Source organism: Asticcacaulis sp. (genome assembly GCF_027484505.1).
Lineage (GTDB): Bacteria > Pseudomonadota > Alphaproteobacteria > Caulobacterales > Caulobacteraceae > Asticcacaulis.
Map to the genome: position 1 here is coordinate 1 of NZ_JAIXSV010000071.1, position 23,306 is coordinate 23,306.

Annotated in this window: 16 protein-coding genes; 7 read left to right on the forward strand and 9 right to left on the reverse strand. The window is 60.5% G+C overall.

Features of this window, described 5'->3' with window-relative positions; all coding sequences use genetic code 11:
• Positions 1-80: 80 nt before the first annotated feature.
• Positions 81-710, forward strand: a complete 630-nt coding sequence (locus Q0072_RS04105) for an ATP-dependent Clp protease proteolytic subunit (protein WP_298326131.1) — start codon at positions 81-83, stop codon at positions 708-710.
• Here Q0072_RS04105 and Q0072_RS04110 read toward each other — a convergent pair.
• The gene (locus tag Q0072_RS04110) at positions 707-1,309 is read right to left on the reverse strand and encodes an HAD-IB family hydrolase (protein ID WP_298326132.1); all 603 of its coding nucleotides are present in this window, start codon (positions 1,307-1,309) and stop codon (positions 707-709) included. The two genes, Q0072_RS04105 and Q0072_RS04110, sit on opposite strands and share 4 nt — an antisense overlap.
• A 259-nt stretch (positions 1,310-1,568) precedes the next feature.
• Between Q0072_RS04110 and clpX the strand changes: the two genes are divergently transcribed.
• Positions 1,569-2,828, forward strand: coding sequence for an ATP-dependent Clp protease ATP-binding subunit ClpX (gene clpX, locus Q0072_RS04115; RefSeq protein WP_298326135.1), 1,260 nt, complete (start codon positions 1,569-1,571; stop codon positions 2,826-2,828).
• A 216-nt stretch (positions 2,829-3,044) separates the two neighbouring features.
• Complete coding sequence (locus Q0072_RS04120) at positions 3,045-4,529, forward strand: PAS domain-containing methyl-accepting chemotaxis protein (protein WP_298326138.1); 1,485 nt, start codon at positions 3,045-3,047, stop codon at positions 4,527-4,529.
• A gap of 96 nt (positions 4,530-4,625) precedes the next feature.
• Here the strand turns inward: Q0072_RS04120 and Q0072_RS04125 are convergent, their stop codons facing one another.
• From Q0072_RS04125 to Q0072_RS04140, 4 genes are all read right to left on the reverse strand, one after another.
• The gene (locus tag Q0072_RS04125; RefSeq protein ID WP_298326141.1) at positions 4,626-6,749 is read right to left on the reverse strand and encodes a S9 family peptidase; all 2,124 of its coding nucleotides are present in this window, start codon (positions 6,747-6,749) and stop codon (positions 4,626-4,628) included.
• An 88-nt stretch (positions 6,750-6,837) separates the two neighbouring features.
• Complete coding sequence (locus Q0072_RS04130) at positions 6,838-9,981, reverse strand: TonB-dependent receptor (RefSeq protein WP_298326145.1); 3,144 nt, start codon at positions 9,979-9,981, stop codon at positions 6,838-6,840.
• Positions 9,982-10,133: 152 nt separating this feature from the next.
• Complete coding sequence (locus Q0072_RS04135) at positions 10,134-11,102, reverse strand: DUF4880 domain-containing protein (protein ID WP_298326148.1); 969 nt, start codon at positions 11,100-11,102, stop codon at positions 10,134-10,136.
• 21 nt (positions 11,103-11,123) lie between these two features.
• Positions 11,124-11,738: an RNA polymerase sigma factor gene (locus tag Q0072_RS04140; protein ID WP_366941776.1), complete on the reverse strand. Its 615-nt coding sequence runs from the start codon at positions 11,736-11,738 to the stop codon at positions 11,124-11,126.
• A 329-nt stretch (positions 11,739-12,067) separates the two neighbouring features.
• Here Q0072_RS04140 and Q0072_RS04145 point away from each other — a divergent pair, with 329 nt between their 5' ends.
• The 4 genes from Q0072_RS04145 (at position 12,068) to Q0072_RS04160 (ending at position 18,224) form a co-directional block, all read left to right on the forward strand.
• A complete protein-coding gene (locus Q0072_RS04145; protein WP_298326151.1) occupies positions 12,068-12,595 on the forward strand; it encodes an RNA polymerase sigma factor in 528 nt (175 codons plus the stop codon).
• The gene (locus Q0072_RS04150; RefSeq protein ID WP_298326152.1) at positions 12,592-13,527 is read left to right on the forward strand and encodes a FecR domain-containing protein; all 936 of its coding nucleotides are present in this window, start codon (positions 12,592-12,594) and stop codon (positions 13,525-13,527) included. Before Q0072_RS04145 ends, Q0072_RS04150 begins: the two co-directional genes overlap by 4 nt.
• A gap of 117 nt (positions 13,528-13,644) precedes the next feature.
• Positions 13,645-16,803, forward strand: coding sequence for a TonB-dependent receptor (locus Q0072_RS04155; protein ID WP_298326155.1), 3,159 nt, complete (start codon positions 13,645-13,647; stop codon positions 16,801-16,803).
• A 59-nt stretch (positions 16,804-16,862) separates the two neighbouring features.
• Positions 16,863-18,224 (forward strand): metallophosphoesterase family protein, encoded by a 1,362-nt coding sequence (locus Q0072_RS04160; protein WP_298326156.1) that lies wholly within the window; start codon positions 16,863-16,865, stop codon positions 18,222-18,224.
• 120 nt (positions 18,225-18,344) lie between these two features.
• On the opposite strand, the gene Q0072_RS04165 is transcribed toward Q0072_RS04160, so the two are convergent.
• The 4 genes from Q0072_RS04165 to Q0072_RS04180 are packed head-to-tail and all read right to left on the reverse strand — an operon-like array spanning position 18,345 to position 23,258.
• Positions 18,345-18,671 carry a metalloregulator ArsR/SmtB family transcription factor gene (locus Q0072_RS04165; protein ID WP_298326158.1) on the reverse strand — a complete coding sequence of 109 codons (327 nt, stop codon included), beginning with the start codon at positions 18,669-18,671 and terminating at the stop codon, positions 18,345-18,347.
• Entirely contained in the window at positions 18,668-21,895 is a 3,228-nt protein-coding gene (locus Q0072_RS04170) for an efflux RND transporter permease subunit (protein ID WP_298326161.1), read from the reverse strand. Before Q0072_RS04170 ends, Q0072_RS04165 begins: the two co-directional genes overlap by 4 nt.
• Positions 21,892-22,899: an efflux RND transporter periplasmic adaptor subunit gene (locus tag Q0072_RS04175; RefSeq protein WP_298326164.1), complete on the reverse strand. Its 1,008-nt coding sequence runs from the start codon at positions 22,897-22,899 to the stop codon at positions 21,892-21,894. The genes Q0072_RS04170 and Q0072_RS04175 overlap by 4 nt, the downstream gene beginning before the upstream one ends.
• Before the next feature lie 8 nt (positions 22,900-22,907).
• Entirely contained in the window at positions 22,908-23,258 is a 351-nt protein-coding gene (locus Q0072_RS04180; protein ID WP_298326167.1) for a rhodanese-like domain-containing protein, read from the reverse strand.
• Positions 23,259-23,306: the final 48 nt, after the last annotated feature.

Here is a 23,306-nt window from a genome sequence, read left to right on the forward strand (position 1 = left end):
GACGGGGACTGCGCACACCTTCGGTTAATCAAATCAGCCTTAGATGCGGTCTCATAACCCATAACGCTTTAGGGACTTCCATGCGCGATCCAGTCGAAAACCTGACCAGCTACCTGATCCCCACGGTCATCGAGCAATCGAGCCGCGGTGAGCGCGCCTATGACATCTATTCGCGGATGCTGAAGGAACGCATCATCTTCCTTACCGGCCCGTTCGAAGACGGCATGGCCACCTCGATCTGCGCCCAGCTGCTGTTCCTTGAGTCGGAAAACCCGAAGAAGGAAATCTCCATGTACATCAACAGCCCCGGCGGTCAGGTGACCTCTGCGCTGGCGATCTACGACACCATGCAGTACATCAAATCGCCGGTGACCACCGTGTGTATGGGCATGGCCGCTTCGGCGGGCTCGCTGATCCTGCAAGCCGGTGAAGCCGGTCAGCGTATCTCGCTGCCCAATTCCAAGATCATGGTGCACCAGCCGTCCGGCGGGGCGCGCGGTATGGCTTCGGACATCGAAATCCAGGCCGAAGACATCCGCAAGACCAAGAAGCTGCTCAACGAAATCTACGTCAAGCACACTGGTCAGCCTTATGATGTCATCGAGCGCACGCTCGACCGCGACCGCTATATGACGGCCGCCGAAGCGAAAGAGTTCGGCCTTATTGATCACGTTTATGAAAAGCGTACCGATCCGATCAGCAACGCCTAAACAGGCTTTTTGACAAACAGTCTGTAGTGACCACTCCGGGCGGCCTTGAGCATCTCATGGTCGCCCGATGTGTCTCCATAGGCCGCTTCGAGGTCCAGCGCCTCGCCATAGACCTCACGCAGACGGCGCATCTTTTCTTCGCTGCGGCAGTTGGGGCCGTCCAGATGCAGCGTTAGCCGGTCATCGGCGTCAAACCCCAGCCGCGTGCCGATCGTGCGCTCAGCCCCCAGCTTTTTGCCGAACTCCCCCACAAGCATTTCAGGGGAGGCGGTGACGATTACCCTTTCGGCGTGCTGACCCACCTCGGCCCAGGTGTGCAGGGCGTCCGGACGGAACAGGCGATCCCCCATCGCTTCGGCAAAGGCGGTAAAGCGCGCTTGTAGATCGTCCCGGCGCACCGGCCCCATCAGGTGGTACAGCATATGCGATTTCAGCGCTCCCCGGTCGCGGGTGCGTAAATAATCCGTCAGCATATAGGGATGGCGTACAAAGGCGAGGGCCAGCCGGGCATGGCCGCATTGCCACGCCAGAAAGGCGGTAAAGCTGTCTGTATAGGTCAGGGTGCCGTCGAAATCGAAGGCGTGGACGGGGAGGGGCATGGCTGACAATCCGGTTCCCTCTCCCCATATAGGCAACAGGGTTCGCAAAAAAGCCCCTTAACCATAGCTTGCGGTGCGGGGGTGGTTGAGGGCTGGTCTAATCTGTGCATAGATGGCCAAAGCGGTGTGGGTCTGGCCCAAAATCGTACCGGAATGACCTTTTCTTAAGGGTCAAAGGTGCATAGTATCGGTTGAATAGTGCCTCGGCTTTTTCTCCGGAGAGGGAAAGGGCCGGCGCAAACGAAGGTGAGAAGCGCTTATGACGAAAGCCGCCAGTGGCGACAGCAAGAGCACCCTCTACTGCTCCTTCTGCGGAAAGAGCCAGCACGAGGTGCGCAAACTCATTGCCGGTCCGACCGTTTTCATCTGTGATGAATGCGTCGAACTGTGCATGGACATCATTCGTGAAGAGCACAAGATCGCCTTCGTGAAGTCCAAGGACGGCGTGCCCACGCCGAAGGAAATCCGCGAAGTCCTTGATGATTATGTGATCGGTCAGAACCAGGCCAAGAAGGTTCTGTCGGTCGCCGTGCACAATCACTACAAGCGCCTGAACCACGCCGCCAAGGGCAATGATGTGGAACTGGCCAAGTCGAACATCATGCTGATCGGGCCGACCGGTTCGGGTAAGACGCTGCTGGCGCAGACCCTGGCCCGCATTATCGACGTGCCGTTCACCATGGCCGACGCCACCACCCTGACTGAAGCCGGTTATGTCGGTGAAGACGTCGAAAACATCATCCTGAAACTGCTTCAGGCTGCCGATTACAATGTCGAACGCGCCCAACGCGGCATCGTCTATATCGACGAAGTGGACAAGATTTCGCGCAAGTCTGACAACCCCTCCATTACCCGAGACGTGTCGGGCGAAGGTGTACAGCAGGCCCTGCTCAAGATCATGGAAGGCACCGTCGCCTCCGTGCCGCCGCAAGGCGGGCGCAAGCATCCGCAGCAGGAATTCCTGCAAGTTGATACGACCAACATCCTGTTTATCTGCGGCGGGGCTTTTGCGGGTCTGGAAAAGATCATTTCCGGCCGTGGCAAGGGCACCTCAATCGGCTTTGGTGCCACGGTTAAGGACCCGGAAGAACGTCGTCTGGGCGAAGTCCTGCATCAGGTCGAACCTGATGACCTGATGAAGTTCGGCCTGATCCCGGAATTTATCGGCCGTCTGCCGGTTCTGGCGACGCTGGAAGACCTCGATGAAGCGACTCTGGTCAAGATTCTGACCGAGCCGAAAAACGCGCTGGTCAAGCAGTATGCCCGCCTGTTCGAGATGGAAAACGTCACCTTGACCTTTACGGACGAGGCCCTGTTTGCCGTCGCCAAGAAGGCCATTGTGCGCAAGACCGGCGCGCGCGGCCTGCGCTCGATCCTCGAAGGCATCCTGCTCGACACCATGTACGAACTGCCCAACATGCAGGGCGTCGAAGAGGTGGTGATCAATGCCGAGGTGGTCGAAGAACGCGCCCAGCCCCTGCTGATCTACGCTGAAAAGCGTGGTGGCGGCGCAGCTTAAGTCTGGCTGATAGGGACTGAGCATTGAAAAAGCGGCTCCGGAAACGGGGCCGCTTTTTTTTGCGTAAAAATGTGAGTTTTCCGCTGACCGGTGAACCAGTGTGGCATGAGCAGCGCATACTTATACCTAAAATTGTAACAATGTTATTCCCTCGTTAACGACTCGGCGACACTCTGGGAAAAGTGCGTACATACAGTGGCGACGGGAGGGTCGGCCGTGCTTTTCAATAAAACCAACAAAATCTCCAGTCGGGGCAACGGCGTCACAGCGGGAAACATCCTGAAAGCCGTGGAAACCTCCATGGCGGTTATCGAGTTCAAGCCCGACGGCAGCATTATCCGCGCCAATGAGAGCTTTCTGTCTGTCGTCGGCTATTCGTTGGCTGAGGTCGCGGGACAGCATCACCGCATGTTCATCGAAGCGGACTACGCGCAGTCATCGGATTACCGTCAGTTCTGGGAGGCTTTGCGCGCCGGCAAGCCGCAAAAGGGGGAGTTCAAGCGCCTCAACAAAGCCGGGCGTCAGGTGTGGCTGGAGGCCAGCTATTGCCCCGTCTTTGACGACAGCGGGCGCGTGGCCTCAGTGACGAAATTCGCCTTCGACATTACCGACAAGAAAAACGAAGTGACGCGCCTTCTGACCATGATCGACGGCATGCCCGTCGCGGTCATGACGGTCGATCCCAAAAACGACTTCAAGATCAACTATCTCAACGAAACCTCCAAAAAGACGCTCAAATCCATCGAACAGTTCCTGCCGATCAAGGTCGATCAGATGCTGGGCTCGTCCGTCGATGTGTTCCATAAAAATCCGGAACATCAGCGGCGTATGCTGACCACCGACGCCATGCTGCCCTTTTCGACCAAGATCAAGATCGGCCCGGAAGTGCTGCGTCTTCAGATCACAGCCATCAAGGACTCCTTCGGCGCCTATATCGGCCCCATGCTGACCTGGGCGGTGATTACGGCGCAGGAAACGGTCGCCAGCGAAGTCTCCAGCGTGGCCGATGCCCTTCTGGCCTCGTCCATGTCGATGAGCGACTCCTCTCAGGGCCTGCGTGACGCCGCCGAAAACGCCAGCCAGCAGGCCGCGTCGGCGGCGGCCGGTGCGGAGCAGATGTCGAGCGCCATCCATGAAATCGTGACGCAGGTGACGCGGGTGTCTGACCGCGCGTCGGAAATCGCCTCTCAGGCGCAGTCGATGGATGATCGCGTCAAAGCGCTGGCCGACAATGCCAGCCAGGTGGATTCGGTGGTGGCCCTGATCAAGGACATTGCCGCCCAGACCAATCTGCTGGCGCTCAATGCCACCATCGAAGCAGCGCGCGCGGGCGAGGCGGGCCGGGGGTTCGCCGTCGTGGCCTCCGAAGTCAAGGCGCTGGCCTCACAGACCAGCAAGGCCACCGACGAGATCACCCAGCAGGTGCTGGCCATTCAGACGTCGAGCCACGAGGCGGTAAAGTCGGTTGAGGAAATCTCCAACGCCGTGGCCGAACTGTCGGGCCTGACGACCTCCATGGCTGGCGCGATGGAAGAGCAGGCGGCCACCACCCAGCAGATGTCGAGCAATATCGGCAATGTCTCGCATTCGGCCACGGAAACGGGCACCCTGGCCTCCAGCGTGCAGGAAACCGCTTCCGGTCTGTCCGGCCATGCCGAGCGCATGAAAACCAGCATTCAGGGCCTGCTGAAAGCGGGCTAACTTCTGAATTAGCGCGCTTTTTTCCCGAAAAGGGCGTCACAGTTTTGGCTTCGCGCAACTCCGTTTTGGAAAGCGCTCCAGCCACTTTGACGCGGGTCACCATCCCTGATCATCCCCGGCTTGCCCGTCCGGCCGGGTCTCTTGCGCCCTGTCGTCCTCGTCGGATTTGCCGTCCGGGGCCTTGCTCCAGTCATAGGTCTCGCCGGTCAGGTGGCTGAGGAACCAGTCCATATGCTTGTTCACCTGAAACAGGCGGTGGCGCAGTTCTGCGAAATTGTGCGGTTCGCGCGGAGCCAGATAAAGCTCGGTTTCGACACCCAGCGTCTTTAGGGCACGGTAGAGCATGATGGACTGGGTAGGAGGTACGCGGTCGTCTTCCGCTCCGGCCATGATCAGGGTCGGGGTTGTGACCTTGTCGAGCCGCGACAGGGCGGAATATTCTTCATAAAGGTCGCGTCTGGCCGTTGTGCCATAGGGCGGGGTGATGAACCATTCCTGGCGCTGCCAGCGGGTGTCGGACGTCAGGTACATCGACGTCCAGTCTACGGTACCCGCGCCTGAGGCCGCGGCCTTGAAGCGGGTGGTGGTGGTGATCAGGCGGTTGGTCATATGACCGCCCGCGCTCCAGCCCATAGCTCCCAGCCGCTGCGGATCGGCCATGCCGCGTTTGATCAGTTCATCCACACCGGACAGTACGTCCTTGTCGGCATATTTGAAGTACCCCCCATTCATGCCCTGCAGGAAGGTGTCGCCATAGGCGGTACCCCCCCGGTAATTGACGCTCAGGGTCATCACACCGCGCGCTGCCAGCAGTGGATTGAGGCGGCCATAGCTGAAGATGTTGAACTGATCGACGCTGCGCGGGCCGCCGTGGCTTTGTACGATCAAGGGGTAGGCCTTGCCCACCACGTAATCGAGTGGATAGGTGACCAGTCCCTCCAGTACCTGCCCGTCGGGCGCGGTCCATTGCAGGGCTTCCTGCTTCGGCAGACGGAAGCGGCGGCTCAGGTCGTCATTGAGGTGCGTGATCTGCAGCGGTTTCGGCGCGGCGGCATCGAGGGCGTAGATTTCGGCGGGCTGCGTAGCCGAAGAAAGGGTGTAGACAAGGCGTCCGCTGTGGGCTGCAACGTCGAAATCGGAAACCACACTATCGCCGGTGACCAGTGTCGTCCAGTTGCCACCCTTTACCGGGACACGGTTCAGCGTCGTGCGCACGCCTTCATTGGCGTTGAAATAGACGGTGCGGCCATCGGGTGAAAAAGTCGCATCCTCGATTTCCCAGGTCGGTTCATTCTGGACGCGGGTACCCAGTTCAGTAAGTGTCTTTGAGGCGATATCCATGACGAAAAGATTGGCATTGACCGTGGCATAGCGACGGTCTTTGGCGGTGGCGACAAACAGCAGGCGGCTCGCGTCCGGCGCCAGCCTCAGGCCTTTCTCGGCATAGTCATTGTCCGTCAGGCGACGATCAGCGCCTTTGGGCGTGTGCAGCCAGATTTCGCCAAACTGCCCGTCATCCAGCAAACGCGAGGGCGCGCGGATGTAGGCAATGGTTTCGCCATCGCCGGCGACATCATAGGATTTGACGTCGAAGTCTCCGGAAATCACCGTATGCAGCCGGCCGCTCACGGCATCGGCGCGACGCAGGACGTTGCGTGAGCGTGGCTGTTCAAAGGCGAACATATCGTCCTTTTCGGTGATACGCTTCTTCTCGGCTTTGGACTCCGGCGTCTGGGCGAGAAAATAGATGAAGCGTCCGTCGGCTGACCATTTGAGCGTACTGACGTTTTTCGGGCTGTCGCTCAGGCGTCGGGCTTCGCCGCCGTCGATGGACATGACGTAGATTTGCGAGGCCTTGTCGTCCCCGCGCCGGGCGACGAAGGCAAAGCGGCGGCCATCCGGTGCAAAACTGGGGTCCGAGCCGCCGTCTTCGATCATCAGGCGGGCGTCGCTGCCGTCGGCATTGGCGCGCCACAGCGACAGGACCATCTTATTCTGTTTCCAGTCGGCGGTGCTGACGCTGTAGAGCAGGGTCTGGCCATCAGGGGACAGGTGTGGGGCACTGGCGCGTTGCAGACTGAGGAGATCGACCGCCGTCATAGGTCGGGGCTCCGTCGAAAGCGCAGCAGGGGCCGCTATGGCCGCAGAAAGGGGCGCGGTCGAGGCCAGAGACACGGCTGACAGGAGGAGGGCGAAACACAGAGAAGGTTTTACGGACATAACCAGTTCCTTCGCCGGGACAGACCCAGCGTTAGAGGCGCAAAAAAGCCTCCGTGTTTCCACGGAGGCTGAGGTGAGGCCGGAGAGATCAGAATTCGACCTGCAAGCCGATGTTGAACGACCGTCCAGGTACGGCGTAAACCGACGAGTAATTGAAATCGTTGCCCGAATCCGTACCGGACGGCAGATAAGGGCCACGCTCGTCAAGGACATTGCGTACCGAACCGAAGATTTTCAAAGCCGTGTTGGTCTTTGGCTTATAGCTGAAGCTGAAGTCGTGACGGGTATAGCTGTCAAGGTATAGGAACAGCGGATTGACGGTACCGGCGGCCTGAACCGCCGCGAGACGTTCGTTTGAATCGACGACTTCGCCGATATAGCGTGTCGACCATTTTAACATCAGGCCCTTGTTGGTCCACGCCAGACTGCCGCGCGCCTCGTGCTCAGCCCCGCCGACTTCACCCACCCAGTCATCCACCTCAATGCCGTTCAGACCCTGATAGCTTTCCTGAAGCTCAAGGCGGCGGTTGTAGTTGAGGCGGGCGTCGAAACGGCCCGGCACCTTCAACGACTTCAGATCAAAGCGGTAGGCCACGGCGACATCCACGCCCCGTGCGCGCATTTCGTCAAGGTTATCGACCTTATTGATGATGCGGGTCAACTGGCCTTCGGAGTCGCGTGACACGAAGTCGCAGAACCGGTTGGAGGTTCCGCTGGCGTCCGAATAGCACGAACCGAGAATGGTCGGGGTCTGCAGGGAAGCGATGACGCCTTCGACCTTGATATCGTAATAGTCGATGCTGGCCTGGAAGCGTGGCAGGAAAGACGGGCTGAACACCAGCCCGGCCGTCAGGGTGTCGGCGGTTTCTTCATGGACCTGAAGATTGCCGGCGTTCGGCGTGTTGATGCTGCTACTGTCCTGCCTGAAGACCCCATCCGCGGCGATCGTCGCGGCGATACCCGCCACTGAGCGGCAGTTCTGGGCAACCGTGCCGGTCGTGGTGGCGGTGACGCCGGAGCACGGATCGACCACGGTTTCGTAATCGTCGCGCGGCGGCGAATACAGTTCCGAGATATTCGGGGCGCGTTGTGCGCGGGCCCAGGTGGTGCGGAAGTTCAGGCCCTTGACCGGCGCCCACTGGGCACCGGCGCGATAGCTGAGCGTATTATCGACGCCATCGAGATCATATTTGGCGGCGCGCACGGCGGCGTCCACGCTCAGGCTGTAGGCAAAGGGTGCCTCTTTCAACAGCGGGAAGGCGATTTCGGCATAGGCTTCGCTGGCCTTCACCTCACCTTCGTAGCGCGGAATATAGGCGTAGCTGGTGACGCCACGCTCGGTCTGGTCATCGGTCTGGGTGCGCGTCCAGTCACGGCGGATTTCGAAACCGAGAGCCGCTTCGACCGGGCCAGCGGGCATCTCGAACAGGGTGCCGGTGAGGTTGCCGGTCAGAGATTCCTGCTCGTTCTTGGCATTATACCAGGCATTGGCGCGGATATAGTCGGCCGCTTCCTTGCTGATCGAGCCGATGCCGAACGGATTGACCGGCACGCAGCCCTTGGCACGTGCGGCGACATCGAGACACACGATCTGGCCGTCCACCTTCGTCGCCTTCATGGCGTTCGACAGGTTTTCATAGTTCAGCCCGTTCGAGCGGTACTGGTCCTGTTCGAAGGTGCCGAACGAATAGCCGAGGTCCCAGTCCCAGTTGCCGCCAAAGGCCTTGCCTTCGATACTGAACATGCCGCGCAGCGTTTCGCGGGTATTGTTGATGGTCATAGTGCCCACTTCACCGAAGCGGCGATACCAGTAAAGACCGGCGGTCGGCGTGGCGGTCTGAAGCGCCGGATAAAGCGCCAGATAGGGGTTGGCCTTGTTCATGCGGCCGACCGTAAATTCGTCATTCACGCCGTAGGTGGTATTGTAATAGGCGCTGGGCGTATAGCGCGTACCGGCGGTGTCGATCGACGAATAGAAGAGCTGCCCTTTGACGATCAGGTCGTTGCCGAAATCATAGGTGGCCTTCAGCGCCACATTGTCGCTGACGCGCGGCGTAATCAGCGTGCCTTCGGGACGCAGGTCCACGCCGTTGGTCGCGGTGACAAAGCCCGTCTTGTAGGCCGCACCGCTCGTTTCGTCGAAATAGTATTTTGTCGCGGTTGAACTGGTCGAGGTCTGGAAACGGCCCCCAAAGGTATAGCTCGACACGTCCGGGCCGGTCAGGAGGTTGGTCGATTGCGAATAGGTCAGATTGACCAGTGCCCAGTCGCGGTCGGACGCGCGCAGAATATCCTGTTCTTCGTGATTGGCCCCGAACATCAGTTGCAGGCGGTTATTGAACAGAGACTTACCGGCTAGGATGGCAAACTCGCTTGATCCGCCGCCACCTTCCTCGGTCAGGCCCTTTTCGGCGAGAACGCGCACCCCGTCGAATTTCGAGAGGGTGCGGATGTTCACAACGCCGGCGATGGCGTCGGAACCATAGACGGCGGAGGCACCGCCTGTCGTCACTTCGATCCGGTCAACGAAGGCGGCGGGGATGGTGGAAAGCGACACCGTATTGCTGTTACCAACATTGGATACGGTGCGGTGTCCGTCGATCAGGGTCAGGGTGCGGTTGGAACCCATGCCGCGCAACGAGATGGTCGAGATGCCGTTGGTCTGGGTCGAGGATTGTCCGTTCGACAGACTGGCCGCCTGATCAATGCCAGGGACATCCGTCAGGGCTTCGGCAATATCCATGAAGCCCTCTTCGGCCAGTTCGCTATTATCTAAGATAAGCAGCGGAATGGGGCTTTCGAAGGACGGACGTCGCAGGCGCGAACCGGTGATCACGACCTCCTGCACGTCCTCACTGGACTGGGGGCGGGCCGACAAAGCCTCCGCGCCGTCACCTTTTTCACGCAGGGTGATCGTCGTGTCGCTGGACTGCGCCACTTCGAAGTTGGTCTGTGCCAGAAGGCGGTTCAGGGCCTCCTGACGGGTGAAGTTGCCCTTGAGTGGGGCTGCCTGCACCCTAGCGGCGGCATCATAGGGGAAGAGGAGCTGAATATGGGCCTGACGGGCAAAGTCGTTCAGGGCCTTGGCGGCGTTCTGAGCCGGGATGTTAAAGGCGATGACCGGTGCGCGTTCTTCGGCAGAAGCGGCAGCGGAGAGGCCGCAGGTCAGCAGGCTCAGGCCCAGAGCCAGCACGGCCATCGAGCTGCCGCGCTTTAAAGAATGTTTCAGCATGTAAGTCCTATCCCCAGGAGGCGCGTCAGGCGCCGTAAGACGACCCGCCCGGAAGTGCGGTGTCATGGAATAGACATTTAGCAGCGCAAAAACCGCTATCGCTGCGCCGCAAAAACTTCACATTCCTGCTAACGCATTGATTTAAAAATATATTATTTTGTTAAAATGATCGCGCCGTTGGCGTCTTTTACCGCGTGAATGCCAAATCCGGCGCTCAGGGCGGACAGAAAATCATCCGGGTTGCGGGTATCAAACCGCCCGCCCAGCCGCAGAGAGGCCAGTTGCGGATCGGCGATGATGATATGACGCGTCAGGTAGCGGTTATATTCGTCAACCGCCGTGCCCAGCGTCTGTCCGTCGAGTATCAGTTCCCCCTGACGCCAGCCGGCGGTGAACTCAATATCGCCGTCATTGACCTTGCGCATGCGCGTCGCCGAGCCGGTGGCCATCAGGGCGTGACCGGCGGTAAGGGTCAGGGCCTTGCCGGGCGCGCTGGTGCCGTTATCGCTGAAAATTGCCGTACGCTCAGGGATAAGTGTGCAGGCGCCCTCAATCACCATCAGGTCCAGCGCTTCACCGCGCAGTCGGGCATTGAGTGTCCCTTCGATCAGCGTCAAGCGGCCCTTGCCCCCGTTCAGGTGGCACGGGGGCGCGCCCTTGGCAACGCTGATCGCCAGTTCACCACGTTCAAGCCAAACCTGACACGAGGGGCCGATGTCCCACGAAACGCGGGAGTCGGTATTTACATCGAGACTCAATCCGTTGACCGGGCTTAGACGTTGTCTGTCACCGATACCTGTGTGCACGCGGGCGCGTGCCAGTGAGGGCAGGAAGATGGCCCCGGCAATACCCGCGGCTGCGAGCCCGCCACCGGCGGCCAGAAACCGGCGTCGGGTGTGGGCTGCGGTAATGGTATCTCGACGGCGCTGCGGATGGGCTTTTTTGGCGCGATCAATCTGGATGAGTATGCCCGACAAACGGGCAAACGCGGCGGCATGGCGGGGATCAGCAGCGCGCCAAGCTTCAAACTCATCCCTGTCAGCGGTACCGGAATCCAGACGCGCCTGCCACAGGCTGGCGGTTTCCATGATCTCCTGCCGCGAAGTCTCGCCGGATGTCACGCCGGTTCCCCTGTACTGTTATTAGCGTTTTAATAATCGGGATTGCAGCGCTTGGAAAGGCGTCATTCGCTTCGAACGCGTGGTTTTCAACGGCGATGACGCCTCGTCTGCACCGTCAAGACTGTCGGCCAGCAGCACAAGGCCTCGCGCCAGGTGCTTTTCCACGGTCGAGAGGCTTAAGCCCAGCCGGCGGGCTACCTCGCGCGGTGGCAGGTCTTCGATGCGGCGCATCACCACCACTTTTCGGCATTGCGCGGGCAGTTGTTGCACCGCGTCAAGCACGCGACTCAGTTCTTCGCGGTCAGAGACCGTTTCAAAAGCGTCGGGTGACACGTCCATCTGGGTAATCGCGTCCGCTTCAGCCAGTTGTTGCATGGACACCACACGCGAGCGCCGAATGCCGTTGATGCCCAGATTGTATACGGTGCGCATCACATAGGCGCGCGGATTGGCGATCTGGCGCCATTTTTCCTGAGATAAAACCTGCGCATAGGCGTCGTGCACCAGATCACGGGCATTGTCGATTGTTCCGGTCAGACGCACAGCCAGCGACATGTATTGATGTTCGTGAGGAGAAATTTCCTCACAAAACCAACGATCTATGTCACGCAACCACGTCAATGCAAACGGCCCCAAACCGGGCCTTGTCGAGCCCTGAAGGTATTTGGCAATGAATTTGAAAGGGCGTCAACTCTGCACCCTCGACCTTGTTCCCCCGACTGCCAGGCGTAGGCGGACACCGGAGGGCCAGCTTTCGGGGTGGAGTACAGCCTCCCGAAGGCTTTTTAGATGTTCGGACACACAGGTGCGACCTTGCGCGGCCACCGTTAAAATCCCGGCGAAGTGTCGGGTTTTGCGCAACCGGTGCATCTCTCTTTGTTGGTGCTTGTGCGCCGACGGAGAAAAACCTGTCATAAACGGCGGTTAAGAGGTGCGCCTTGACGATACTCTGGAGGCGGTCCCGCATGTCTGCGGCCCGGTGCACTCACCCTATGGCCGAAGACTGGGCAGATTTGCGGCAGGCGGTGGCGCGCTACGCGCTAAGCCTTACGCGCCATCGTGACCTTGCCGAGGACATCGCCCAGCAGACCGTGCTCAAGGCTATTGAGTATCAGCAGTCCAATATCGTCATCAGTATGCACGCACTGGCCTTTCGCATCGCTGGCAATCTGGTGCGTGAGCATTACCGCCGGCAAAAGCCCCTGGCTGACCTTGAGGCCGCCAGTGAACTGGCGTGCAACAACCCCCTGCCAGATCGGGTTGTCGAAGACCGTGCTGAAACCCGCGCCCTGATGCAGGTCCTGAACGCTATGCCGCCGTTGCGACGTGACGTGTTTATGCGCCGCCGGATTGAAGGCCAGAGCTGTCAGGAGATAGGCCGCGCCTTGGGCCTTAATCCCAAGGCTGTCGAAAAGCACATTACCAGAGCGCTGATGGATTTGCAGGTGGCCCGGCAACGCTGGCGGGCCCGACACGAGGAGGGGAACCAATGATCCATGCAGCGGACGCTGAAACCCCTGAAATGCAGGCGGCATACTGGGTCGCCGTCATGTCCGAACCGGATGTGCCGCCGCATGTCGAGCGTCAGTTTGAACTGTGGATGAGCGCTGCGCCGGAACACGCGGGCCTTTATGCCGACTGTCTGGCCGCCTATGACGCCCCAGCCTTGGGTAAGGCCCTGACACAGGTGCGGGCTCAGAGTGGGCGGCCTTGGCTGCCCTACTCGGCGGCAGCAGCGGCGGTGCTGGTCACCGGGCTGATCGGTTGGGGCGTTTGGAGCCTCAGACCGCCATCGGCCGAACCGGCGCATCTGATGGCGCTGACCACCGGTCCCGGTGAGCACCTGAGCGCACCGTTACCCGACGGAACGCGCATCGAACTGAGCGGCGGCACTGAGTTGAAAATCCGTTATGGGACGAAGCGTCGCGTCGTGGAGATGCTGCGCGGTGAAGCCTATTTTGACGTGGCCCATGATGTGGCCCGCCCCTTTGTTATCGCTGCGCACAAGACCGAGATCGAGGTCGTAGGAACGGCCTTCAACACGGATCTTCTGCCCGAAGGTGCGGAGGTCTCGGTCTATCGCGGTCATGTCCGCGTCCGTGACGCGGGGCAGACCCACGACCTGCTTGCCGGAGATCGCTTCACCGCCGCGGGCACACCCCCGCTGTCGCATTTCGATGCATCGGCGGAACCCGACTGGCGATCCGGCTGGTTCGAGGCGGACGCCGTGCCGCTCAGCCGTCTGGTGGAAGAGATCAACCGCTTCTCCAAGGTGCCGGTGCGCCTGCGCCACGCCGCGACAGGCCGGGTAATCGTCTCCGGGCGCTATCACCTGTCAGACCCCGATCTGGTCCTTAAGGCGCTCGAAAATGGCTACGACATCCGCGTCACACGTACCGGTGACATGATCCTTCTGGATAGGTGATATAAAATTGACGCTTAAAATACATAATTAATTCATATAATTATTTGTCGGGCCGGGACTGTCCTTCGCATCTTTCCCTTAAGCGGGCCGTGGGGGCCGCGTGAGTGGAGAGATAAGGTGAAGACGAAACTGAAACTGATCTGCGGCCTGTCGGTGATGGCTTTGGGGGTATTCGGCGCGCTGGTGCCGGCTGAGGGTCTGGCTCAGCCCGCTGCGCGGGCGGCGCAGACCTTTAACATCAAGGCGAAGGCCCTGTCGGGCGCGCTCAATGATTTTTCGCGTCAGTCGGGCCTTCAGGTCGTGGCCGATCCGATGCTGCTGAAGGGTAAGACGGGCAGGGCCGTCGCCGGGACCCTGACGCCGCGCGCCGCATTGGACGCGCTGCTGGCCGGGACCGGTTTGAGCGCCGATATTCGCGACGGTTCGGTCATTTTGCGCAAGGCCGCTTCGACGGTCGCGCCCCCTGCGCCGGTCGCGGCTATCGACGAAGCTCCCGAAACCGTCGTGGTGCGCGGCTATCGCAAAGCCATGCTCGACTCGCTGGAAGACAAGCGCCGCAACAAGAACGTATCCGATCGCGTCAGCGCCGATGACATGGGCCGTCTGCCGGTTGAAAACGTCGCCGAAGCGCTTGCCAAGGTGCCAGGGGTTAATGCCGTGCGTGACGCGCGTACTGGTGAAGGCGACCGCATCACGGTGCGTGGCCTTTCGACCGAACTGAACAACTACACCATGAACGGCGTCAAGATGTCGGGGGCCGGGTCGCGCGATGCGCAGTTCTATCGCGGCGTCCGTCTCAGCTTCCTGCCGCCCGAAGGCATTGCGGGCATCACGGTGCACAAGACCATTATGCCGAACATGGACGGCGATGCGCTGGGTGGCACGGTGGAAATCGACACCCCTACGGCTTTCAATGTGAAGCCCCTGTTCTTCGGTCTGTCGGTGCAGGGTGCGGTGATGGACAAGTTCGAAAACCCGATCTCAGGCAAGGCCGCCGTCTCTTTCGGGCGTCAGTTCTCTGACCGTCTGGGCCTGTTTGTTACCGCCTCCTACGCCAAGCGCAAGACGCAGTTCGAGGAGAATGGCGGCGATGGCGACTCGCAGCCGCGCACCTGGTATTCGAACTCGGAGACGCTGGACGCCAACCTCAATGACTTCGTCTTCCGCGGTATGCAGATTGCCACCGGGCATACCGAAATCGAGCGCAAGGGCATCAATTCCTCACTCGACTGGCGCGGAACAGACCATGACTTCCACCTGCGTGGCACCTATAACGAATATAAGGAAAAGGAATTTTCCACACGGCTGAATTTCCGCAATGATACGGCCAAATTCTCGACGCGCCTGTCTCAGGTCAATAAAGCGGACAAGACGCTGAAAACGCCGGACCAGATGATCATTGGCTCGGACAGCCGCGGTAACATCTATGGCTATACGACGGCGCAGATCGTGGATCGCGACAAGGACGGCGTAATCACTGACAAGGACAAGTCCACCAAGTCGCTCTATTCGCTCGACGGTGCGTCTGGCGTGTGGGACCCGCAGGGCTTCCGCCTGCGCCGCTTCTGGGAAGGCAGCTATTCCACCGGCCTGCTGTCGTCGTTGAATTTCGGCGGCAAGAGCCGTTTTGGCAAGCTCACCCTCGATTATGACCTTTCCACCTCGCAATCGGAGGATCAGGCCGATGGTGAGTACGAACTGGAATTCCGTTCAGACATGTATCACTGGCTCGGCAATAACGGGGTCAGCGTCGATAACAGCGCGGATTCGCGCTATCCGAAATGGGGGCTCAATGCCGCCGGCCTGAAGGCGGTGCAGGACCCGTCCAACTACGCCTTTTCCGGGTTGGAAGCCGGGGTGTCTTCGGTCAAGGAAGACCTGAAACAGGCGCAGATCAACCTGACCTATGAATTCGATCACCCCTATCTGCGTACCGTGAAGGGCGGGGCCAAGATCTACAAGTCCGAGCGTACCAAGTTCGAAGGCTCTTTCCTCAACCTCGACAATGATGGGACTCTGGCGGATTTTGTCGCCTTCTACGGCAAGCCGGTCGATAGCCTGTTCGATGGACAGTACAGCGGGGATTATCGCCTCGGCATCGTGCTGGACGATGACAAGATGCTGGCCGAACTGGGTCGCGCCACAGCGGGCACCTCGACCTTTTTCAAAGGTGATGCCCTGACCCCGGATGAGGCGACCATCTCAGACGAAGACAGCTTTGGCTTTGATGAAAAGGTCACCGCCGCCTACGCCATGGCGGAGGCCCAGTTTGGCAAGCTGAACCTGATCAGTGGGGTGCGTGTAGAAAAGACCGAGAACCTCGTCCGCGCGTGGATGATGGACCCGAAACGCGGCAACCAGTATTCGGCCACCGAAAGCGAATTCACCAACGTCCTGCCGTCGATCCACGCCAATTACCGCGTGCGCCCCGATGTCATTTTGCGCGGCGCCATCTGGACCAGCTTTGCACGTCCGGACATCGCCCGCATGAGTTCCGCCGAAGAATACAGCTACAACACCGATCCGGACGGCAACGGCAAGCAGAACCCCGTCGCCGAGTGGCTGCTGGTGGCCATAGAAAAGGGCAATCCCGATCTGAAACCAATGAAGGCGACGAACTTCGACCTGTCGCTGGAATGGTATAACGGCAAGACCGGTGCCTATTCGGTGGCGACCTATTATAAGGATATCCGCAACTTCCTGTTCCGCTCGTCCTCGTCCAATATCCGTAACGGCACGGCCGGCGAAAACGAAGACCCGAACGGCGTCCTGATCACCATGGCCAATAATGGCAAGAAGGCCAGGGTGCAGGGCGTGGAACTGAGCGCCCGTCAGGTCTTTTACTGGCTGCCGTCGCCTTTCGATGGTCTGGGCGTGGCGTTTAACGGCACCTTCCAGACCTCTGAGGCGGTGACCGGCATCAACTGGCACCCCGATGGCTACAAGCTGCCGCTGATGGAGACGCCGGAGCGGGTCTATAATCTGGAGATGTTCTATGAAAAATACGGCTGGGAGGCCTATCTGGCCGTCAACCATCAGTCGGAAATGCTCGATGGCATTCAGGATTTCGGCAACAACCCCTACCAGCAGGACTATACCTTCGTGGACCTGAACCTGCGCAAGGACATCACGAAGAACGCCAAGCTGAGCCTCAACGTCCAGAACATGTTCGACGAACATACCTACTGGCTGTCCTACGGTCCGACCGAGGCGTCTTCGCGCGCCTTCGTCAAGAATGGCCGTACCGTCTCGCTCAGCTTCAACTGGCTCTACTGAACCGGAAACCCGCAGACCTCTCCGGGGGAGAGGTCTGCCTGTTATCTCAAGGAAAACCCATGCGATTGCCTTTGATTGCGGCTGTGTCGTGGCTGGCTCTGGTGGCCGTGGCCTCCGCACAGGTCCCTGTGCTTGAACCGCTCGCCCAGGCAACTGTTCAGCCTGAGCGTATCATTCTCAACCTGACGGCAGACCCGCAGCATGAAATGGCCATCACCTGGCGTCAGGCGGCCAACAGCGCGCCGGGCAGGGTGCAATATGCCGTTTCCGAAGCGGGCCCTGACTTCGTGACCCGCACCACCGAGGTCGCGGCCCAAAGCGAGACCCTGACCCTTGATGTGCAGGAACAGGCGGGGTTTCAGGCCACTTATAATTCCATTGTTCTCAAAGGGCTGAAGCCTTCGACGCGCTACGTCTATCGCGTTGGCGATGGCACGCACTGGTCGGAATGGTTCCAGTTTTCAACCGCTGGAAAACCGGGTGAAAAGTTCAGCTTCATCTATCTGGGCGACGCCCAGAACAATGTGCTGGAGCACTGGTCGCGCGTCCTGCGGGAAGCGCTGCGCGAAGATGGCAAGGCGGCCTTTATGCTGCACGCCGGTGACCTGATCAATCGCCACAGCGCCGACAAGGAGTGGGGCGAATGGTTCGCCGCCGGCGGCTTTATCCACGCCCAGACGCCTTCGATCATGACGCCGGGCAACCACGAATATGGTCGCCCCGTTGACGACACAGGCGCGCGCCTGTCGCCGCAGTGGCGGGCGCAATATACCCTGCCCGAAAACGGCCCCGAAGGCCGCGCTAAGCTGAAGGAAACCGCCTTCTACGTTGATTATCAAGGGGTACGCCTTATCTCAGTCGATGCCCCGCTTCTGCATGGCGATGAGGCCGAACGCGCGGCGCAGGTGGCATGGCTGGACAATATTCTGGCGCACAATCCGAACCGCTGGACCATAATCAGCCTGCACTTCCCGCTCTATTCGTCAGAACCAGACCGCGATAACCCGCGGGTGCGCGAAGCGCTCAAGCCCCTGATTGACAAGTATAAGGTCGATCTCCTGCTGCAGGGGCACGATCACGGCTACGCCAGAGGCGCCGCCCCGACGCCCAATGGCGAAACGCGCCCGGACGACGACGCCACCATCTATGTCGTTTCCGTCGCGGGCCCTAAGATGTATGCCGTCTCCGATCTCACCTGGGCTGACCGCAAGGCGTCGCGCACACAGTTGTTCCAGTTGCTGAGCGTCGAAGGCGATCGACTGACCTATAAGGCCTACACCGCCAATGGTGTGCTTTATGACGCCTTCGCCCTCCAAAAGGATAAGGCGGGTCGCAAAACCCGTGTTGAGATGAAACCGGGGACGCCGGAACTCTGGGTGCCGGGCAAAGAGAAAAAGGCAAACGGCGATCTGGCGCAGTGAGCCCTGTGAAGACTCTGCGGGGTTTGCGACCTTTAAATCGCCCAATGCTTCTGGTGATTGTGAATAATTTTCAATATATCATGGGCTTACAGGTAGTATTTCACAAACGTCATTGGCATTTCAGCCCGTTATTGAGTCGGTGCCCCTGTATATGTGACACAAGGTGCTGACGACAGTTTTGGCGGCGGGGTCGCGGAGGGCATAGTAGATGGTCTGGCCGTCGCGGCGCGTAGCGACCAGATCTTCGGCCCGCATCTTGGCCAGATGCTGCGATGTACCCGCGATTGACTGCCCCAGATAGTCGGCCAGATCCGAAACGCTGGCTTCGCCCTCAAACAGCTGGCACAGGATCATCAGGCGATGTTCGCTGGCCAGCAGTTTGAGCAGGCGCGTCGCCCGCTGCACATGGGGTTGCAGGCTTTGCATATCAGACGCGCTGATGGTCATGTTTCACGCGGTTCAGACATATCGTCTTTGAAGACGATATAGATGGCGGGAATGACCAGAACGGTCAGAAGCGTCGAGGACAAAAGCCCGAACAGCAGTGAGATGGCCAACCCCTGAAAGATGGGGTCGAACAGGATAACGCTGGCTCCGATCATGGCGGCAAGGGCCGTCAGCAGGATGGGCTTGAAGCGCGTGGCCCCGGCCTCCAGCAGCACCTCACGCAGGGGGCGCTTGCGACCATCCGTGTCGTATTCGGCATGGCGGATGAAATCGACCAGCAGGATCGAATTGCGCACGATAATCCCGGCCAGCGCGATAAAGCCGATCATCGAGGTGGCAGAAAATGGCGCGCCAAACAGCAGGTGCCCGATGACAATACCGATTAGCGTCAGGGGCACCGGCGTCAGTATGACCAGCGGCAGGCGGAAGTTTTTGAACTGCGCCACCACCAGAATATAGATACCCAGAAGCGCCACCCCAAAGGCTGCCCCCATGTCGCGGAAGGTGACCCAGGTGATCTCCCATTCGCCGTCCCACAACACGGTTGGACGGGTTTCGTCTTCGGGCTGACCGTTCAGGCGGATCACCGGCTTGGGCAGGTTCCCCCAATCGGCGGCGTTGATGGCGTCATCGACAGCGCCCAGGCCATAGACGGGCGCCTCATAACGCCCGGCCAGTTCGGCCATGATCATGTCGGCATCGCGTCCATCGCGGCGGAAATAGGCGGTCGAGCCCTGTCCGCGTTCAAAGGTCGCGATCTCGTTCAGCGCCACCAGTCGTCCGCCAGAGGTGGCGACGGGCATGGACGCAAGGGTTTCGCTGACATAGCGTGCGTTCTGCGGCAAGCGCAGGGCGATCTCCAGCGGTTCGCGGCCTTCGCCGCTGCGCCCGGCCTGCTGGGCGTAGCCCAGAACCTGCCCGTTCATCAGCGTGTTGACCGAGGCATAGAGCTCACTTTCCGACACGCTGAGGCTTTCCATACGGGCGCGGTCGGGCACGACGTTCAACGTCGGGCGCGGCAGACCATAGGAATCGTCTACATCGACGATGAAGTCGATCTCCTTAAAGATCGCCTTGACCTTCTCGGCCACGGCGCGGCGCGTGGTGGCATCCGGCCCGTAGATTTCGGCCAGCAGGGTGGCCATGACCGGCGGTCCCGGTGGCGCTTCGACCACCTTCAATACCCCCCCTGCGGGCAGGGCCACGGCTTTCAGCCTTTGGCGCAGGTCCAGCGCAATGGCATGGCTGGCGCGCGAGCGCTCGCCCTTGGGGGCCAGCATCACATTGAGGTCGCCCTGTTCCGGACGGCTGCGCAGATAGTAGTGGCGCACCAGCCCGTTGAAGTTGAAGGGTGTGGCGGTCCCGGCATAGGCGTCGATGGCCTCGACCTCTTTCAGGCCGGCGGCCACCCGCGCGGCCTCGGCCAGCACGCGCTGCGTCATCTCCAGCGACGTCCCTTCGGGCAGGTCGGCAATGACCTGAAGCTCCGACTTGTTGTCGAATGGTAGCAGTTTGACCGTCACCACCTTGAAGCCGAACAGGCTCATGGAGATGAGGGTGGCCGCGCCGATGACCAGCAGAAACGCCCAGGCGGTCTTTTGGGTGGCGATGACCTTCGACGCCACGCGGCGATAGAGGCGGCCGATAAAGCCTTCGTGGTCGTGCGAATGGCCGTCGCTCAGCGTCTTGCGCGCAAAGCGGATCATCAGCCACGGCGCGAGGATCACCGCGACAAAGAACGAAAAGACCATGGCCGCGGAGGCATTGACCGGGATGGGGGCCATGTAGGGGCCCATCAGGCCGGAGACGAACAGCATGGGCAGCAGGGCTGCCACCACGGTCAGGGTAGCGACAATGGTCGGGTTACCGACTTCGGCCACGGCTTCGATGGTGGCCTGCGCGCGGCTTCGCCCATCTTTCATACCCCAGTGCCGCGCGATGTTTTCGATCATTACAATCGCATCATCGACCAGAATGCCGATGGAGAAGATCAGCGCGAACAGGCTGACGCGGTTGATGGTGAAGCCCATCAGGTTCGAGGCGAACAGCGTCAGCAGGATGGTGGTCGGGATCACCACGGCGGTGACCGCGGCTTCGCGCCAGCCGATGGCAAAGCCAATCAGCACCACGATCGAAGCGGTGGCCAGCCCCAGATGAAACAGCAGTTCATTGGCCTTCTCATTGGCCGTTTCGCCGTAGTCGCGCGTGATGGATACCTCGACCCCTGACGGGATCAGGGTGCCTTTGAGCGCCTCAAGCCGTTTGTGAATGGCCTCGGAGACGATAACCGCGTTGGCCCCCTGACGCTTGGCGATGGCCAATGAGACGGCAGGCGCGGCCTCAATCCCCTGAGCCGTCTGGCGATAGCGGGTCACCCGCGCCTGATCTTCGCGCGGGGCCTGCACGAGGGTGGTGACGTCGCGCACCAAAACCGGCTGGCCGCTGACCGAGGTCACGGTGATCTGCCCCACGTCGAAGACGGTGTTGAGCGAGCGCCCGGCCTTGAGGTCGAGCGTCTGGCCACCATCGCGCACCATACCGGCGGGCAGGGTCTGGTTGGCCGCTGAAATCGCCTGAGTAAGCGCCGTCAGGGACACGCCGTGCAGGCTCATGCGCGCCGGGTCCGGCTCGACGCGGATTTCTTCCGGGCGGCCGCCGGTGATGAAGGTCAGGCCGACATTGTCCACCTTGGCCAGCTCGCTGCGCAGTTTGAGCGCCAGTCCGTACAGCGCCACATCGTCTATGCGTGCTCCGCCACCGGCCGTGGGCGACAGGGTGATGATCATCGACGGCACGTCATTGATGCCGCGCGTCGAAACGAGCGGTTCGGGGATGCCCTTTGGCATCTTGTCGGCATTGGCCCGCAGCTTTTCATGGATGCGCACGGCGGCGGAATCGGGATCGGTCCCCACCTTGAAACGCGCCGTCACCATCACCGCATCATCTTCAATAAAGCTATAGACGTGATCGACGCCGTTGATGCTTTTGACAATGGTTTCCAGAGGTCTGGCGATCAGTTCCTTGGCGTCATTGACCTTAAGCCCGGCCGCCGCGACCTGAATATCGACCATGGGCACCGAAATCTGCGGCTCCTCTTCGCGCGGGATGGACATGACCGCCATCAGGCCGACAAACACAGCCACCAGCAGGGCCAGAGGCGTGAGGGGTGAGTTCAGCGTCGCCTGTGTCAGGCGGCCCGACAGTCCTAATCTGGCATCGTTCATTTCACCGCTCCATAGGGGGCCAGTCGATCCCCGTCCTTAAGCCCGCTGAGGATTTCGACCCGATCCGCCGACAGGGGCGCGGTCTGCACCGGTATCTCGCTGAAGGTGCGGTCAGGCGCGACCAGACGCACATAGTCGAGACCGTAGCGCGTGGCGACATAGGCGGTCGGCACCTGAATCCCCTGACGTTTACCGAGGCTGAGCGAGGTGATGACGCGCTCACCCACCAGCACCTGATCCAGCCCCGCCGGAGTGACATCGGCAATGACCTGCCCCTTATCGACCGCCGGATAGATCTGGCTGAGTGTGCCCGAAGCGGTGACGCCGTTGGCCTCCAGTTGCACGTTTTGCCCCACGCTGAGGGCACGCGCCTGCGGTTCGGGCAGTTGCAGGCGCACAACGCGCGGCCCGGCGGTTACCGTCGCCACCGACTGACCGGCCATGACCACGGACCCAGCGGGGACATCGGCTTTCACCACCACGCCGGAGGCCGGGGCGCGAATGACGCCCTGTCCGGCCAGTTCACCCGCCGCCGCGCGTTGCGCCTGCGCCGCCTTCCAGGCCGATTCCGCCTGCTCCAGCCGCGCCTTGGCATAGATGCCCTTGTCATAGAGCGTCTTGATGCGTTTGTAGTCGGCCTCCGCCTGAAGCGCGGTCGCCGTATAGGCGCTGGCTTCGAAATTCAGCCTCTGGTCCTTGACCACGCCGATGACCTGTCCCTTCGCGACGGTGTCGCCCTCGCGCACATTCAGGGTGACCAGCACGCCGGGAATCCGCGCCACGGCTTCGCCCATATCGCGCGTCGTCAGCGTAGCCGACAGGCGCTTGATATCGTCGATCTCGGTCGTGGCGACGCTCAGCAGGTCGCCGGAGGCCGTTTGCGGCGCGGAGCGCTCGACCGACTTTTTGTCATGCCCGTCTGAGCAGGCGCTCAGGCTGGCAAGGGCGAGCACGGTTAAGGCCGAAGCGACGAACAGGCGTAGGAAGGGGCGGGGCATGGCCATAGCCTTTCTCAGCGAACCGTGGGCAGGCCCGCGGCCTTCCACGCATTGATACCACCCTGAAGGTGATGATCGACCTGAGTGCCAAAGCCGCGGCAGGCCTTGACGCCCTGTGCCGAACGCCCGCCGGCCAGACATTGCATGACCACGGTACGTTCATCGGCTCCGGCGGTGACGGTCGCAAGCGCCTCAGACGACAGGCTCGACAGGGGCAGGTTGATAGCCCCCTTGATGTGCTCGGCGCTAAACTCCGAAGGTTCGCGCACATCGATCAGCAAGAGGGTCTTTGTCTGAAGCCCTTTGTGCACCTCGGCGGGGGTGAGGTTGGTGATAGGGGTTTGTGGTTTGAACAATCCGAACATGGGGGCCTCAAAAAAAGCGCTTGAAATTTCGATATTGCGTATTTAAGA